This window comes from Mycoplasmoides gallisepticum (assembly GCF_900476085.1).
GTDB classification, from domain to species: Bacteria; Bacillota_I; Bacilli_A; order Mycoplasmatales; family Mycoplasmoidaceae; genus Mycoplasmoides; species Mycoplasmoides gallisepticum.
Genome location: NZ_LS991952.1, coordinates 522,306 through 537,898, shown reverse-complemented (window position 1 = coordinate 537,898; position 15,593 = coordinate 522,306). Strand labels below are relative to the sequence as shown.

Below are 15,593 nucleotides of genomic sequence, written 5' to 3'. Positions count from 1 at the left end.
AAAATAAAAATCATTTGATTTAAATGATTTTTTATTTCTTTTAGTTAATTAAGAGATATCTTGTATAGCAAGTTATTATTATTTTAATGATTCTAAGAATTCTTGAAATGGCTTAAAAAACACTTTGAAGACTTTTTTTCAGTTATAACTAGGGTTAGCTTTAATGTGTTTTTTGATTAGCTCAAAGGTTTTATTATCAGCGCCTAACATCTTTTTATAATCGCCTTGATAATTGATCTTATCTAGTAACTTCTTACATAATTCTAGATAATAAGCTCTAGCTAATATGCTTGCTACTGCTACACTTAAATACTTAGATTCAGCTTTTTCTTCCATCACATCAATTTTAATCATCGGAGTAACTTTATAATTATTTAAGTGCTCGTAGTATTTTTTTTCATTAACAAATTGATCCAAAACAATTATATTGTTAATTCCGTATTTTTGCTTAAATAAAATTAATCCTGCATTGTGCATATATGCTTTTAGTGCATTAATATTTTTTAGTTGGTCATACATTTGGTTAAATTCAAGCGCGCCTTTTTTAGGATCAAAACAAAAGATTTGAAACTTAATTAATTTTCTTAATTCATTAGCAATATTCACAATCTTATCATCAGTTAGTAGTTTAGAATCCTTTACGCCAAGACGATTGATTTGATCAATTTGATCATCACTAACTAAAGCACAACATGTAACGATCGGACCGAGATATTCGCCAACACCAACCTCATCACAACCAATCAAACTTACGTTAGATAAATTCAGCTTATTATTGGTTAGTTTACTTTTTTTATTATTAGTGGTTTTTTTAACTTGTTTATTTTGATTACTATTCGTTCAAAAACAATACTTATCAATAAATTCATCTAAGTGCGATGAATTAGCTAATTTAGTTAATTGAATTAGGATGCTATTTGATTTATAAACACTAATAATTAAGTAGTCTAAATAATTAAACCGCTTGTAAATTAATTCATTATTATTATCAATCTCATAGGTTTTTAATTGATTAACAAAACGCTTGATTGTCTCATTTGACAAGTTCTTAATTGAATAAGTGTTGTTTGACATAAATCTGATCCTAAAAAGATTTTTGATATTCTAAAATATACAAAAGTTTATATTAATTAAAATTTAAAATGGCTCAAAACAACAAAAAAATTGATTTAATTACTGCTAGAGAATTAGAAAAAATTTCTTTTAAATATAACAATGAAGGTGAATATGATTTACAAGAAGTTGATAAAATCTTAGATTGTGTAATCGATAGTTTGAAATTTTATGAAAACCAAGTTAAGCGACTGGATCAATACGAACAACACGTAAAAAAGCTGCAAGATGACATCGAAAGATTAAAACAAATCAATGGCGATCAACGCGTGCAGATTAAAGAGATGAGCGATAATGGTTATGATCGCGTTGCTTTCATGAATAAAACAACGCAGTTAGAAAAGTCTTTAATGTCTTTATCTGCGATTGCAAGTCAGGTTACTAGAATGGAGAATATGGTATCCAGAATTTTTAGTGAAGTCGACATGATTAAAAAAATTTTATCTCATCAGCGATAAGTTTTACGAATTAAGTCGTTTATTATATAATAATAAGAGTAGAAAAATATTTCATAAATAAGGAAAAAAAACATGATAATCGGTGTTGGTATTGACGTTGTAAGTATTGATAGATTTCAAGCTAAGAAATCTGATGAATTCATCAAGAAACTTTTAACAGAACACGAACAAAACAAATATAAGACTGTTATTGGTGAATCAAACCAAAACATCTTCTTAGCGATCAGATGATCACTAAAAGAAGCGATTTTTAAAGCGCTTAAGACTTGAGATGAATTCACTCAATTAGAAATTCGTAAAATTCACGGTGCTTATGAATGCTCTTTAAACGAAAAAATTAAGCTACACCTTTCTATCTCTCACGAAGGTCAAAGATTAGTAGCAATGGCAGTAGCTGAAAGAATTTAATGCCGCTTTTTCTCCGTTTATTAAGCTTTTTAATCTTTCCTTTTGTCGGTATTGAATTTATCTTTAGATACCTGATTGCTTTAATTAAAGCTAATATCTATAAAAATAATGAGTCATTTTACACCAAAGAAAACCGCTTTAAGACCGTATATATCTTAGCTTGTCGGGTGATCTTTTTTAAGGGTGTAAAGATTGAGATCAAAAACGCAGATCTGATTCCCAAAAAACCAGTTTTGTTTATTGGCAATCACAAATCAAATATCGATCCGTTTGTCATGATCTGGTTAGCTAACCATTTAAAAGATATTACTGAACTAACTTTTGTTGCTAAAGCAGAATTAAAAAATAAATCAATCGGTAAGATCATGTCACTAATTGATGTGATTTTTATTGATCGCAATAGTATTAAACAAACCGCAAAAGCCACTTTAAATGAGATTGAACTATTAAAAAATACTTCAGTTTGTGTTTTTGCTGAGGGAACTAGAGTGTTTTCTCATCAACTAGGTGAGTTTAAACCAGGAGCAATTAAAGCTGCATACAAAGCGTTCTGTCCGATTGTGCCCTTTAGTTTATTTAACACCCAAGGTAGAATGGAAACGATCTCAGATCGTGACAGACCAGTACAACCGGGATTTCAAAAAGCTAGAACTAATAAGATCTATATTGAGTTCTTAAAACCATTAAAACCAATCGATTATTCTCGATCTGAATCAACGTTCATTATTAATATTATTAGGGAGTTGATTCAGCAAACCTATCAGAAGCAACTAGCTGAATTTAACAACCAAAGATAAACAACAAATTAATTTAACAGTTATCAAGACTCTTGGTAACTGTTTTGTTATTTTTATAAATAAAAATAGGAAAAGCTACACCATTTTTAAAAATATAATGTGTTAAAAATTTAAGTAACAAATTAACAATTATGATCAAACTTATCTGATGTGAAGATCTTAATCATGGAATTGCTAAGAACAACCAAATCCCTTGAAAGATCGATGAGGAACTAAACCATTTCCATCAAACTACCACCAATCACCCGATCATCATGGGGTATAATACCTATCTTGCTATGAACAAGATCTTAGCTAACCAAGCTAATATTGTGATCAGTAAAAAACATCAGCGCGAATTAAAAAATAAGAATGAATTATTCTTATATTCAGATCTGAAAAAAGCCTTAATTGATTTTAGTATTGTTGATCTATTTATTATTGGGGGTAAGAAAACAATCGAACAAGCGATTAAGTATGCAGATCAATTAGTGATCTCCAAACTTAATGCTGATTATGGTTGTGATCTTTTTGTTAATCTTAATTATGATGACTTTAGTTTGGTGCAAACTAAAGAATACGACCAATTTGTTGTTGAGTATTGAGAACGTAAACCAAACACCAAAAAACCAGAAGATCTAATTGAAGAATTAAATATCAACTTAAATGATGATTTCTTAAACCTATCATTTAAGCACTTCAGTGGGCCATTTGATCTCTTACTTCATCTGATTAAAGATAAGAAGATGGATATTATGGCATTAGATCTATTTGAACTAACCAACCAGTATTTTGCTTATATCAATAAGCATATGATCAATCTTGATCTAGTATCAGATTATTTATATATGGCTTGTGAGCTGTTAAGAATTAAATCTGATCTATCAATTCCCAACTTTGAAGATGAGACCAAGATTGATCTTAATAATGATGATGAGCGTGATCGGATTGTTAAACGAATCATTGAATACAAACGTTATTCAGAACTATTACCATCATTACAAAAGATGCAATTAGAACGGTTTTCACTGTTTGCTAAAGAAGAAGATGATTGGGATGTTTTCAAATTAACTAGTAATGATCTACTAGAAGCTCCGTTACCAGATTATGTTAATCCCAAGAAGTTAAAAAAGGCGATGGAACGCGTCTTTGAAAAACTTAAGATTAAAACGATCACCGAACACAAGATCGTGATCGAAGAGTTATCGATCGAAGATGTTAAAAATGAGATCTTATCAATTATCAAGAAATTATTAAATAATCAATATGATCGTTTTATTGATCTAGAAAAGATCTTTGAACAGATTGATCCCAAGAAATTAAACTTACGGTACTTTGTTACAAGCTTTGTTTGCTTATTAATCTTAGTACGTGAACAAAAGATTGATCTAAATCAAAAAAACGATGATGAATCAATCTCTGCTTGTTTAGTTGATCCAACTAAGATTGTTAATAGTCAAGAATCAATCCAAGAAGTGATTCAACGTCAACAAGAAGACGAAAAAGCCTTAAAAGAATCGATCAAACAGATCCAAGAAGAACGTAAGCAAAGCTTTTTTAAACAACGTGAAGAATATTTAAAAAAGAAATATGGTGAATATTATGTTTCTCGTGAACAGTATCAAAAGCTTACACCTGAAGAAAAGATCAATATCAGAATTAACCAACGCAAGATTGATGAACAAGAAAAACTTAATAAAGCTAAAGCCCAAAACCTTGTTGATGAAAATAATCAGATCATCGATCTAAAGACAAAAAAACCAAGTGCCAAACAGATCTTATATGAAGCTGATCTGATTATCAAACAACTTGATGATCTGATTAATGATCAGCAAGAAGACTATGATTCCCAAGCTGAACTTGAAGCTTTACATACTGGTTTAATAAAACTAGATGATGAACAAGAACAAGATCTAATTAAAGAAGAATAATCACTAGCTATGAAAACAAAGATCAAAAAGATAACTAAGAAATTTAACTTAAAAAAGGACACTGAAGTCAAACCACTATCAACTCAAGAGCTGATTGAAGAACAAAAAGAGTTTTCTCAAGCAGTTGATAAGTTAATGACTAAAAAACAAAAACCAACGTTTGAAGACATTGGTAGTTCAATCGTTGATTTTGAAACATCAGATAATGATAAGTTCTATGAATCAGTTAGGGATGCAATTGAAAAAACCAGTGAGATCGTTGATGATTTAGATCAAAGTGAACTAACTAAAAATTCATATGAACAAAAAGAGTTATCAGCTAAAGCGATTATCCAAGCAGCATTGTATGTGGCTGGAAGAAATGGGATGACGCTTCAAGAGTTAAATAAGATCTTACCTAAGATCCATCAAGATCAGTTGTTTAAAGAGTTAGAAGAGATGATCTACAGTTATGATCAAAACCTGAACTTTGGTTTAACGATTAAAAACTATGGTGGTCGGTATAAGATCTTAACTAAAGCAGCTGTTAAAAAAGATATGCAACGCTATGTTTCTGAACGGTTTAAAAACCCACTAAACAAGAGTTTAATGGAAGTTTTAGCAATCGTTGCTTACAATCAACCGTGTACCAGAGTAAGAATTAATGAGATCAGAGGGGTAGACTCATTAAGTTTGGTTGATAACTTATTAGAAAAAGGGTTGATTGTTGAAGTTGGTCGTGCTGATACTCCTGGTCGTCCTTTCTTATATAATGTTTCAGAAAAATTCTTTGATCTGTTTGGGATTGAATCAATTGATGATCTTCCTCAAATCAAGCATTTTGATCCCGATTCTTATCAAGAAGGTGACTTCTTTGACTCGAACCGTTATGATGAGAACGAATAGTTCCCACCATAACCCACAAATAAGAAAAAATGACCGAAATTCGGTCATTTTTTATTGTTTTTAAGCACTTAAATTCTTGTCTAATACCCTTTAAAATAAAGGGTTTTAACAATACCTAAATTGAAAAGTGTTAAAAAGTGTGACAAAGTGGGAAAAAATGATTTAAAATATTATTAGTACGTAATAGTTCTACAAATAGGAGGTGAGATACAGATGTTTATTGGCAACTATCAACATAATATCGATCCTAAGGGTAGATTAAGCATTCCTTCTAAATTAAGAAGTTTAATTCAAGATAGTGTTGTGCTATCTAGAGGTTTAGATGGCTGTTTAGAATTACGTACTAATCAAGAGTTTGAAAACTACGCAAATAAATTTTTAAGTCAATCAAATAATAAACAACAAAACCGTAATTACAAACGTTTATTATTTGCTAACTCACTAACAGTGGAGATCGATAGTGCCAACCGAATCTTGATTCCAGCAAACTTTAAGAAGATGGCAAATCTTAGTAAAGAAGTTGTAATCATCGGAATGGGTGATCACATTGAATTGTGAGATATTAATGCTTATGAACAGTTTAATGAAGCTAACTTTGATAAGTTTAATGAGCTAGCTGAATCAATGGATGATGATCATTAATAATCAGATTCACTATCCGGTTTTATTAAAGGAAGTGATTGAAAACTTAATCACAACAAAGGATGGAATTTATTTAGATCTCACGATTGGGTTTGGCGGTCATAGTTACAACATTATTAAGATATTAGATCAAAAAGCTAGATTGATCGGGTTTGACCAAGATCTAAAAGCAATCGCACATTGTAATCAATTATTTAGTGAATTTAATAATGTGAGCTTAATTAATGACAACTTCGTTAATCTAAAAAAACATCTGCAACTAATGCAGATTGATAACATCGATGGTTGTTTAATTGATCTGGGCGTGTCGAGTTATCAACTAGATCAAGCTGATCGCGGATTTAGTTACCATTCATTAGGTCGACTAGATATGAGAATGGATCAAAATAAAGCAGTTGATGCGACAAAACTGATCCAGAATTCAACAGTAAGTGAACTAGTTAAGATCATGAAAAACTATGGTGAGATTAAAGATCCTTATCGGGTTGTAGTTGCTCTTAAAAAAGCATTTGAGAAAAAAGAATTAAATACTCTTGAAGTTGTTGAACTAATTAAAAAACATGTAAATAAAGCTGAACTGTATGCAAACAAACATCCTGCAAGAAGATATTTCCAAGCTCTAAGAATTGCTGTTAATAATGAATTAGAAGTCTTAGAAAAACTCTTAAGTTATCTTCCTTCTTATCTAAATAAAGGTGGTAAGATCGCAATCATCACCTTTCATTCACTTGAAGAAAAGATCGTTAAAAAGGTTTTTCGACACCTAGCTTCAATATCATCACTTAACAATCTGCCAATTAATAACGAATTACTTAAAAAATATCACAACCACTTTAATAAAGGGCTAAGTCCAACTCAAAGTGAACTTGAGACTAACCGTCGTTCACGTTCAGCCAAACTATTCGTCCTTGAAAAGATCAATAATTAAAGTATGTACAATTTAAAACAAACTTACTGCACCCTAAACCTCTCAAAACAAAAGATTGATCTAGTCCTATCAACACATAACGACCAATCAATGCATTTATTACGTCAAGTAAGTATTGAGAACAATAACTTATATGACAACACTAAGATCCTTAATCAAAGATTATTACTTGAAAAGATCCAAAACCAAATTGATCAGATCACACAACGTCATAAACTAGTGATCCAAAAAGTAATTCTTAATTTTGATGCTTTAATTAATGATCTTAAATCAAAACAGATTAATAGTGGTGCTATTAATTATTTAAATGCGCAGCAGTTTGATAATGAAATTAAAAAGTTTGTTTTAAATCACCAAAAATCACATGGTAATACTGAACAATTAGTCAACTATCAAGTTTATCAAACCCTTGATGAAACAACTAAAAAACCAGTTGAAGAATTAGTGGCTGATCAAAACTATTATGCAGTAATCTTAATTTATACGACTAAATCATCATTAGTTAAACAGATCAGTGAGCTATTAGATCAATTAAATCTAACAATAACTAATATCTCAACTCAAGAGTTGAACTATCAAACTAGTCAACAACTAAAAGATATTACCGACACATTAATGGTTGATATCTTAGATGATCATACAAATATTGGTGTTTATCTAAATAACAGATACATTATTAATAAGAAGATTAATCTTGGGATTAATCAGATTAAACAAAATGTCGTTAATAAGTTAAATGCTAAAAACCGTAACGAAGATCTGATCACGATCGTTGATCAGTACTTTAATAACAACTTATTAACACTTAATGAAGATAGTTCATATAACTTATTAATTAAAACTAACGTGCAATTCTTAAGTTATCAATACCTATCAAAACAAGACCTTGATAGTTGTATTCAAAAGCAATTAGTTCAGATTATTGATTACATCAATAAAGAGTTAGAACTAATCAAGCGTGATTTTAAAAAGACGATTAAGCAGATTATTGTTAATACCAATCGCAATAGTGCGATTGCTAATAACCTATTAAATAAAGAAAGTGAACTAGTGAATGATGTAGAGATCAGTAAACTGTATTCACCTAAACTTTCATGTGCTAAGAGTTCATATATGCAAGCTTATTGAGCGATCAAAAAACAATATGAAGTTGATAGTTCAATCAATAAGATTGATAACTATGTAATCACACCACATGATTACAACTATGATCATGAAAGTGATAAGAAAGCAATGTTGCTTTCAATCAACAAAGAATTAAATAATATCCTAGCTAAGATAAGCTTTAAATAATGTTTGATCAAAGAGATAAAAAACCTGAAAAAAGTCTAGAAGAGATGCAAGAAGAGTTAATCAAACTGCAAAAAGAGATGCAAGCAGTGTTGATGAAAGATCGTGCTGCTAATCAGATTAGATTAGGTTATTTTGATGATCAAGAATTTTTAGTAGAACCACAAGCTCAACCTGAAGAAGAAAGGATCGAGTATTTTGTTAGTAAGTATAAAAAGAACTACAAGATTAAAGTAATCGGGATCGGTGGTGCTGGGAATAATATCGTTGAAGATATCTTAAGACAATATCCTGATTTAGTTAGTGAAAACTTAATGTTTTATCAACTAAATACTGATTCCAAACACCTAAACCTGTTAGCTAGAAACCGTTCTAAAGCAATTAGATATCTGATTGATTCACCTTATACGGATGGTCATGGTGCTGGTGGTGATGTTCAAAAAGCTAGATTAGCGATCTCACAATACTTTGACAAAGAAGTAGATGAGATCTTAAATGAGTGTGATATCTGTATTGTGATTGCAGGACTTGGTAAGGGAACTGGTAGTGCTGGTTCAACTTATATTATTAATAAAGCAGCCACTAAAAAAATCATCACCTTAGCATATGTAGTGATCCCACCAAATACTGAAGGTAGTTTAAGTTATGAAAAAGCGACTGATGCTTTATATGATCTATTAAAAGATGCTAATGCGATCAGTCAACTAAGAATGGATGATATTAATAAGAACTTGAATTATCTATCTGTTGTTGAACGCAACCAAGAGATCAGCAATAATATAGGTTTGTCGATTAAAACGATCGTTAATTTAATTAATGAACAAACGATTTACAACCTAGATTATGCTGATCTGATCACTTTTTTCCAAAAGAAGGATCAGTTAGCCTATGAGTTCTTGGTGAAAGAGATTAAACTCTCAAGTAGCCAAGAAAACTTAGTAGCCCAAAAACTATTAAGTGATGATTGATTAGATGCTAACCAGTTGATTGTCATCTATCAACTCAGCAAACAATTACCCGGAAAGTTGTATGATGAGCTTAATGCTAAGATCAAAGCTTCGGTTAACAGAAACGCCCATATTGTGTTTGGGTCAAAGTATGTTGATGGCGATGATAATATCATTACGATTCTTGGCAAAAAAACTAGTAGTTTGATCCATGCTAATAACACTTTAGCATACGATCCATATAATTTAATCAGTCGCCCTGATCAACAGATTAAAAATGTGATAACAGATGATTATCTGTGAAACCAAGCTAAACTGTTAGAACAAAAACTAGCCGCAATTAATCAAGATCAAACCCAAAACACGTTTAAGAATACTAATCGTGCTGACGGTAAGATTGAAACCAGTAGTATCTTAAATCTACTGGATCAAGACGAATAATTTCTTTTTTCGCATTACCTTTATTCTCCTTTTATAAATAAATTAATCTCCTTTTTGTAGTTAAACTTTGGTTAAAATTAAGCTGACATTAACAATTGATGATTAAAATTTTTCTATTTTGGTTTTTTATTGTTTATTCATGTTTCCTCAATTGTCATATGTATTTTCTTTCTTAATTATTATTATTTTTCTATATTTTTATGTATATAACAACACTTTGTTGATCAGTTGTGTGTCAGAACTAAAGCCAAAGTTAAACCTTTAATTAATTAAAGGTCATCAATAAACTAAAACCCATTAATCTTGCTTAAGAGTGATGGGTTTTTTAATTGTTTGTGATAGGTTAATTAAAAAGAAAAACCCATTAACTACATTTAAGGTTAATGGGTTTTATTAATTAGTTAATTGGTTTAATTATAAAGCTGATACGTTACCTTCAAGTTCAGCAATCTGTCTTTCGATATTTTTCTTAGCTAAGATTGATGAAATTAGTCCTAAAATTGATCCTAGGAATGGGAAGAAGATCGCAATGATGAATAAGATCATTGAACCCATTAATCCGTCAACTTTTTTGTTCGCTGTATAAAAAGCTCCCATGATGAATAAGATCACAAAAGCAAAACTTATGATCCCAAATAAAACAAAGCTTACAAGAGATAAAGATCCACCAGCGATTACTGATCTATTGAAAGATTCAGTAACACCTGAGTCACTATCAGATGAACCAGCTTTAACAACGCCAACACTTACAAGAGCTGCAGTAATAACTAGGAATAAGAAAGCTATTATGTGTAAAATAAAGAACACAATGATTGGTTTATGAACTCGGCGTTTATAACGGTTTAAAAAATCCTTTAGTTCATTTACTCTTGGATTTTGAGCTCGTTGTGATGGTTGGTTGTTTGAAACTTGTTTGTTGTCGTTATTATTCTTTAAAATTTCAGAATCGTTATTTGACATAAGAATTAGATAAATCCTTTTTGATATTTAACGCATAAAATTATACCAAATTAAGTGAAGATTTAAAAAGGCTAGTGAGATTGTTTAGTTTTTGGTAGAGGGATTTTTAAGATAAATAAAAGTTAGAAAATTTAGGTGAGGGTGGTTTTGAAAGTGAATCGTTTCGTGAGAAATTTGTTAACAAATAAAATGAATAAATCATGCAAAATATACGGTAAAAATGATGTATTTTTTGAGAATACATATATTTGAAGCGTAAAAATAATTCTATCTCTGGTTGAAGTTAAATTCGAGTTCAACAACTAAAATTATTTTTTTCTTTCTTTTAAACAAAAAAGACATATCTTCTTATGTATAGAAGATAATAGTGAGATTAATTAAGCAAACAGAAAATAATGATTGCGGCATTGCTGTAATCAGAATGCTATACAACCATTATTTCGATCACGACTTAAATGATTTTTTAATCAAGGCTAACACACATATTTCTAGTAGTGGTATTAATATCAACCAGTTTGAAAATATTGCTAGTAAACATCATTTATTATGCGAATCTTATCAGGCTAGTTTTGATGAACTGTTAAAACTAAACGAAAAGTATTTGGTGTGTTTATTAAAAGCTGAAGATTTTAATCATTTTGTTATTGTTAAAAAGAAAAACTCAAGCTTTGTAGTTTTTGATCCAGGTAGTAATAATGTCCAGATAATTACTTATAAAGAATTTGAAGAACGCTTTGCTGGCATTATTATTAAAGTTAGTCCAGATTATCTTAACTATACAAAACCTGATTATGACACCAAATTTAGCTTTACAAGAATAATTAGTTTTAAATATATTTTTATCTTTTTACTGATTGAATTATTGATCACTGCAACTAGTATTGGTCTGACGTTTTTATTCAAGATTCTAATTAATGATGTGATCAATACTTCGGTAATTAATAACATTTTGGTTATCATTGTTACTTTTATCTTGATTAAAGTAATTAATCTAACTGGATCAGGATTATTAAGTATTTGGCAACAACAATTAATTAAGAATCAGTATCAATACTGATGATCGCAGTTACTATCAACCTTTAGTTTGCCTAAAACAATAAAGTTGATTAAAGATGATATCGGAAAGATCTATAAATACGATGACTTTTTATTAAATTGTTTAGAGTTCTATATAAAAAAGATTGCAGCTTTCATTAACAACATCTTAATTGTTGTTGTCGCAATAATCTTGCTTTATAGAATTCACATCTTCTTTCTTTTTATTACTTTATTTCAAAGCTTTGTTTCATTAGTTTATTTAGTCCTAAACTTATTTTGATTCAAGGGATACAAACAAAAAGCTAGAGAATTGCAGATTAAACAACAAACCTATTTATATGAGTTTCACAAAACTATTATTAACACTCAACACCAAAGTTTTTATCAACAATGAATCAAAGATGTAAAAGAGGTATTTAGTGATAATCTCAATTTAAATAAGAAGATAAATCAAAGTGCAAATTTTAGTAATGCAATTTTTGAACTAATCAAATATTTTATAACGTGTATTACCTTAGTTTCTGGAATTGCGTTAATCCTTAATTTAAACACAATTGATTTAGCAACTTTAATCTATGTGAGTACGTTACAAGGTTTATTAATTAGTAGTATTGATGGGCTGATTAAATTTATTAATGAATCATACGAATTCAGGATTGCTAAAACTAATATTCACAATATTCTTTTATTGCAAAAAGAACCGCAATTTTTAATAAATTACTCTAAAAAGATTAAATCGATTCAGTTTAAAAATGTTTACTTATTTTTTGACGCTAAACCGATCTTTAATGATCTGAATTTAATGATCAATGAACCAGTTTTTCTATCTGCTAGAAACGCTAGTGGTAAATCAACTTTAATTAAATCGATTATTAAACGCCAATTGTTGTCTTCTGGTGAGATCTTTATTAATGAAATGGATATTAATAAATATTCTAATCAGTGGTTGTTAAATAATGTGATCTATCTATCAGATCAAAAAAGTAATGTAGAGCTTAGTAATGAATGATTAATAGAATTTCTTAAGAAGAATAAACGACCTGAATTATTAGAAATTGTCGAGTATTTTAAACTTTTTGATGCTGATAAATACAATTTAAGTTCAGGGCAAAATCAAGTATTAAAACTCTTACATTCATATAACTCTAGGAATAAATTGTTCTTACTAGATGAGGTGTTAAATAACATCGATGAAGCGATCAAACATCAAGTTTTTCAGATCGTGATTAAACAGATCATCAAAAATAATCTAACGATTATGATTGAACATGATCATAGCTTTAGTAAATACTTTAAAAAACAGATTAACCTACATGAATACCAATAAGATTATTAACAGCACGATTATTAGTTTGTTTATTGTTTTACTTACTTTTTTAGCGATCATCTTTCTTGTGAGAATCAACCTTTATGAAAGTTATGTTTTTCACAAACAAGATCAGAAAATTCAAGTCAATCTCACTCAAGATTCACAGTTAGCCAAATTTATTCAAACCAACAAAGCCAAATACTTGATTGGCTATTATAAAAATAACTCAAACGCTCTTAAGTTCATGATTGAAGAAAATAATAAAAACCAAACAATTTTATTATCTAACCAAGCAATCGATCAGAATGTGGGAACGATTAGCTTTTATCTAGGTAAAAGCCCGTTGTATCATCATCTAATAAAATGGATTAATCTATAATTAACGATATGATTAATCATTTTGATTTAAAAAAAGTTCCACCAAGTATCAAAGAAGATTTTAGTGAGATATTAAAGATTATTAATCAGTGTTTTTCATCACATTTTAAAGTTAAAAATAATCTATTTTACGAACTTAGTTTTGTTAGTGAAAAACAAAGTTTACAACTTAACTCTTCATTAAGAAATAAAGAGTACGTGGCTGATATAATTAGTGTTTGTTTATGAGAAAATGCTGAAATCATAACCCCACTACTAGGTGAAATCTTTATTTGTTCAAAAAAGATTGCTAAAGATGCAATTAAGTATGATGTTAATTTTTGATACTTATTAATTAGAATGATTATTCACGGATTATTGCACCTATTAGAGTTTGATCATGAACAAAGCGATGCTTATGAATATGTCACTTTAACGATTCAAGAACAGATTGTTAATAAGGTGATTAAAACAGCGAAAAAGAAGATATGAAAAAATCAGGAATTGTTGTCATTACTGGGTTAGCAAGTGTTGGAAAGTCAACCTTAATTAATAAGATTGCCAATAGCAAAGTTGCGATCATATCAAAATATGATCAAACAACAAGAAATGTTATTGCTCACAAAATCGTTCATGATAAGATCGATTACTTATTATTAGACACCCCTGGATTTCATAAGAGCTTTAATAAGCTAAGTTTATTTTTAAATAGTGAGATTAAACAAGCTTATAAACATGCTCATGCTTGTATTCTAATCGTTGATAGTACCAAAAAACCAACTGATGATTTCATAAATCTGTTAAAGATTATGAAATCATACGAAATGAACGATTTAATCGTGATCTATTCAAAGATCGACCTAATTAAAAATGAAGATCACATTAATGAAGCACAGCAATTAATCAACGAATTGTTTAAAGTTGTTAAAATGATCAAAGCTAATTTATTATCAGATCATTTAAATGATCAGATCGATGAAGGGTTAGAACAACTATTAGATGAAAATTATCAACTACCAGAATCTGAACTAGATGAAAATGAAAAAGATAATTTCGAAATTAAAGAAATTATCCGTGAAAAAATCTTAAACAACACTTTTCAAGAAGTGCCTCACTCAGTAGCAGTGATTATTGAAGCTAAGAAATATGATCAAGAAAAAAAGTTGTTTAATATCGAATGTGCGATTGTAACTGAACGTGAATCTCAAAAAAAGATCATCATTGGTAAACAAGGATCGATGATCAAAAAGATTGGTACTCAAGCCCGTAATGAACTATTAAATATCTATGATTGTAAGATTAATCTTAAACTCTTTGTTAAAGTTGAAAAAGAATGACGTAACGATGATTATTTAATAAAATCATTAGGTCATAAAAAATGAGTTCTATAACCAAAAAAGGCTATATTATTGATCACTTCGATCATAATGAGAACGATCAGATTATCAAAATCTTATTTGATGATAACACCTTAACTAGTTTAATTAGTGTGGGCAGTAAAAAGATCTTATCTAAAAACGGGAGATACATCACACTAGGATCATTACACGATTTTGAGTTTTTTCAAGCGCGCTCAATTGAGCGACTGTCAAAACTCAAAAAGATCCATGAGATTGACACTAAGGACGCTACGATTAGTGAATCCTTACCAATGGTGATTATGCATTACTACTTGAATAAGAAAAGTGGTGAGTTAGAAAATAACTTTTTTAACTTTTATGATGATGTGATCAATTATGTCATCAAGCAAAGATATAGTGACGAAACGATTATTATCTACATCTTATTAAATATCATCAACCTTGAAGGGATTGCTTTCCAACTACTTAATTGTGGGATCTGTAATAGTAAACAAGTAATCACTTTATCATTTAAAAAGATGTATGGCTTATGTGAAAAGTGTGCTTATGAGCAACATGAATTTTTGTATGACAAAAACTTTATGCGTAATATTTTTTGGTTAATATATAAAAATGACTATGAAGTTTCTACTTTAGAAAGTAGAAAATATATATCTTTAATAAAGGGGTTAGCCAGCGCAATTTATCATAATGCTGGCATTTATTTAGAACCAGTATTTAGTTATTTAATTAAATTAAAATAATAGCAT

The 15,593-nt window shown here is 29.4% G+C and carries 16 protein-coding genes; 14 read left to right on the top strand and 2 right to left on the bottom strand.

The window, feature by feature from the left end:
- Positions 1–78 precede the first annotated feature (78 nt).
- Positions 79–1,074: a ribonuclease HIII gene (locus D2833_RS02290; RefSeq protein WP_011113653.1), complete on the bottom strand. Its 996-nt coding sequence runs from the start codon at positions 1,072–1,074 to the stop codon at positions 79–81.
- 68 nt (positions 1,075–1,142) lie between these two features.
- On the opposite strand from D2833_RS02290, the gene D2833_RS02285 reads away from it, so the two are divergent.
- The 9 genes from D2833_RS02285 (at position 1,143) to D2833_RS02245 (ending at position 9,819) form a co-directional block, all read left to right on the top strand.
- Complete coding sequence (locus D2833_RS02285) at positions 1,143–1,571, top strand: hypothetical protein (RefSeq protein ID WP_027333177.1); 429 nt, start codon at positions 1,143–1,145, stop codon at positions 1,569–1,571.
- Between the two features lie 72 nt (positions 1,572–1,643).
- On the top strand, positions 1,644–1,979 hold the full coding sequence (locus D2833_RS02280) for a holo-ACP synthase (RefSeq protein WP_011113651.1): 336 nt from the start codon (positions 1,644–1,646) through the stop codon (positions 1,977–1,979).
- Positions 1,979–2,776, top strand: coding sequence for a lysophospholipid acyltransferase family protein (locus D2833_RS02275; protein ID WP_011113650.1), 798 nt, complete (start codon positions 1,979–1,981; stop codon positions 2,774–2,776). The genes D2833_RS02280 and D2833_RS02275 overlap by 1 nt, the downstream gene beginning before the upstream one ends.
- Before the next feature lie 131 nt (positions 2,777–2,907).
- Positions 2,908–4,686 carry a segregation/condensation protein A gene (gene scpA / locus D2833_RS02270; RefSeq protein ID WP_027333176.1) on the top strand — a complete coding sequence of 593 codons (1,779 nt, stop codon included), beginning with the start codon at positions 2,908–2,910 and terminating at the stop codon, positions 4,684–4,686.
- Between the two features lie 9 nt (positions 4,687–4,695).
- The gene (gene scpB / locus D2833_RS02265) at positions 4,696–5,571 is read left to right on the top strand and encodes an SMC-Scp complex subunit ScpB (RefSeq protein WP_011113648.1); all 876 of its coding nucleotides are present in this window, start codon (positions 4,696–4,698) and stop codon (positions 5,569–5,571) included.
- A 213-nt stretch (positions 5,572–5,784) separates the two neighbouring features.
- Positions 5,785–6,213, top strand: a complete 429-nt coding sequence (mraZ, locus tag D2833_RS02260; RefSeq protein WP_011113647.1) for a division/cell wall cluster transcriptional repressor MraZ — start codon at positions 5,785–5,787, stop codon at positions 6,211–6,213.
- On the top strand, positions 6,200–7,141 hold the full coding sequence (gene rsmH, locus D2833_RS02255) for a 16S rRNA (cytosine(1402)-N(4))-methyltransferase RsmH (RefSeq protein WP_011113646.1): 942 nt from the start codon (positions 6,200–6,202) through the stop codon (positions 7,139–7,141). Before mraZ ends, rsmH begins: the two co-directional genes overlap by 14 nt.
- Before the next feature lie 3 nt (positions 7,142–7,144).
- Positions 7,145–8,434: a hypothetical protein gene (locus D2833_RS02250; protein ID WP_027333175.1), complete on the top strand. Its 1,290-nt coding sequence runs from the start codon at positions 7,145–7,147 to the stop codon at positions 8,432–8,434.
- Complete coding sequence (locus D2833_RS02245; protein ID WP_011113644.1) at positions 8,434–9,819, top strand: FtsZ/tubulin family protein; 1,386 nt, start codon at positions 8,434–8,436, stop codon at positions 9,817–9,819. Before D2833_RS02250 ends, D2833_RS02245 begins: the two co-directional genes overlap by 1 nt.
- Positions 9,820–10,233: 414 nt before the next feature.
- Here the strand turns inward: D2833_RS02245 and D2833_RS02240 are convergent, their stop codons facing one another.
- A complete protein-coding gene (locus D2833_RS02240; RefSeq protein ID WP_011113643.1) occupies positions 10,234–10,779 on the bottom strand; it encodes a hypothetical protein in 546 nt (181 codons plus the stop codon).
- Positions 10,780–11,146: 367 nt separating this feature from the next.
- Here D2833_RS02240 and D2833_RS02235 point away from each other — a divergent pair, with 367 nt between their 5' ends.
- The 5 genes from D2833_RS02235 to recO are packed head-to-tail and all read left to right on the top strand — an operon-like array spanning position 11,147 to position 15,587.
- Complete coding sequence (locus D2833_RS02235; protein ID WP_011113642.1) at positions 11,147–13,144, top strand: cysteine peptidase family C39 domain-containing protein; 1,998 nt, start codon at positions 11,147–11,149, stop codon at positions 13,142–13,144.
- Positions 13,080–13,505 carry a hypothetical protein gene (locus D2833_RS02230; protein WP_011113641.1) on the top strand — a complete coding sequence of 142 codons (426 nt, stop codon included), beginning with the start codon at positions 13,080–13,082 and terminating at the stop codon, positions 13,503–13,505. Before D2833_RS02235 ends, D2833_RS02230 begins: the two co-directional genes overlap by 65 nt.
- Before the next feature lie 8 nt (positions 13,506–13,513).
- Positions 13,514–14,008, top strand: coding sequence for an rRNA maturation RNase YbeY (gene ybeY, locus D2833_RS02225; RefSeq protein ID WP_011113640.1), 495 nt, complete (start codon positions 13,514–13,516; stop codon positions 14,006–14,008).
- A complete protein-coding gene (gene era / locus D2833_RS02220) occupies positions 13,972–14,874 on the top strand; it encodes a GTPase Era (protein WP_011113639.1) in 903 nt (300 codons plus the stop codon). Before ybeY ends, era begins: the two co-directional genes overlap by 37 nt.
- Complete coding sequence (gene recO, locus D2833_RS02215; RefSeq protein ID WP_027333174.1) at positions 14,862–15,587, top strand: DNA repair protein RecO; 726 nt, start codon at positions 14,862–14,864, stop codon at positions 15,585–15,587. The genes era and recO overlap by 13 nt, the downstream gene beginning before the upstream one ends.
- The last annotated feature ends 6 nt before the right edge of the window (positions 15,588–15,593 follow it).